Raw genomic sequence first — 1,149 nt, 5'->3', positions numbered from 1 at the left:
AGATGAATGCGCCTGGCGCCATTGTCAGTAGAGAAACCAGTGCGTAAGTGCCTAGGTTTAGGCTGGTTAGACCGTAAGCGTAGTTCTGTAGGCTGAAAGGGAATACAGGCACAAGACGAGTCAGAATTAAGAAGCTTGTACCGTTTGCTGCTACACCGTCATCGATTTTCTTGAAGATTGGGTTATCGCCAAACTTTTTCATGATGGTGTTGCGCAGTAGGAAACGTGCCACGATGAATGCCGCTACTGCGCCAAGCGTTGCAGAAAACAGCGCTAAGATACCGCCTTTGATAGGGCCAAATACGATACCTGCCACAATGGTGAACGCGCTGCCCGGTAGTAGGAAAACACACGCAAACACGAATGCTGCTACGAATACGGCGTAGCCCCACACACCAAAGCTGGCGATCCAATCTTGTAGGCTCTTGATGTCTGTGATGATTTCAAGAATGCCAGTTTGTTTAGCCGCGAACAGAGCAATAGCTACAACAGCGACAATAAGAGCGATTTTTACGAATTTCATAAGTTCAACTTCACTTAAACCTAATAATTAAAAAGATATAGCTACAAAGAAGTAGTTACATAGACATAGCTACACAGACATACACTTGATCAGACCCGCTTTTGATTTGTAGCGGTTGAACCAAGCTTTCACAGGGCTAGCGAGTACGTTGACTGGCGGTTCATCGCCTTGCATGATCACCGGGCCGAACATCAGATCCAGAATGTGCCAAGATTTCGTACCAACCCCCATCATGGATGCACGACAAGCCGAGCAGTAAACCACGACGTAGTCTGTCTCGAATTCTTCGACACGGCGCTTGATTACGCGTGTTGCTACGTCAGGGTTTGCTGGCACGACCATGCCACCGAAACCACAACAGCGCGTGTTTTCACGTGTGTGTTCTGGTTCAGAGGTTTTGTAGCCAAGCTCGTTTAAGATCCAGCGAATGCCGTCTTGCAGTTCTTTCTCGTAGCGAGTCGAACAAGAATCATGAATGGTAAACACCACGTCACTGTTTTTTGCTTTGCCGCGTAGCGCTTCTGGCAAACCGATTTCTGGAAGCAGTTTCCATAATGAAACCGGCTTTTGTGTGCCGCCAGACTTCTTGATCATGCCGTAGCAGCTTTGGCACGCCACGATGACTT

2 protein-coding genes are annotated in these 1,149 nt (G+C 48.0%); both read right to left on the bottom strand.

The window, feature by feature from the left end; all coding sequences use genetic code 11:
* Nucleotides 1-523: TVP38/TMEM64 family protein (locus tag R7P35_RS25530; RefSeq protein WP_318093214.1), on the bottom strand; the 523-nt coding region annotated here is incomplete at its 3' end.
* 69 nt (nucleotides 524-592) lie between these two features.
* Nucleotides 593-1,149: (Fe-S)-binding protein (locus R7P35_RS25525; protein ID WP_318093213.1), on the bottom strand; the 557-nt coding region annotated here is incomplete at its 5' end.

The organism is Vibrio sp. Vb0304, assembly GCF_033338995.1.
Classification (GTDB): Bacteria; Pseudomonadota; Gammaproteobacteria; order Enterobacterales; family Vibrionaceae; genus Vibrio; species Vibrio alginolyticus.
This window is presented reverse-complemented; position numbering and strand designations above follow the sequence as displayed.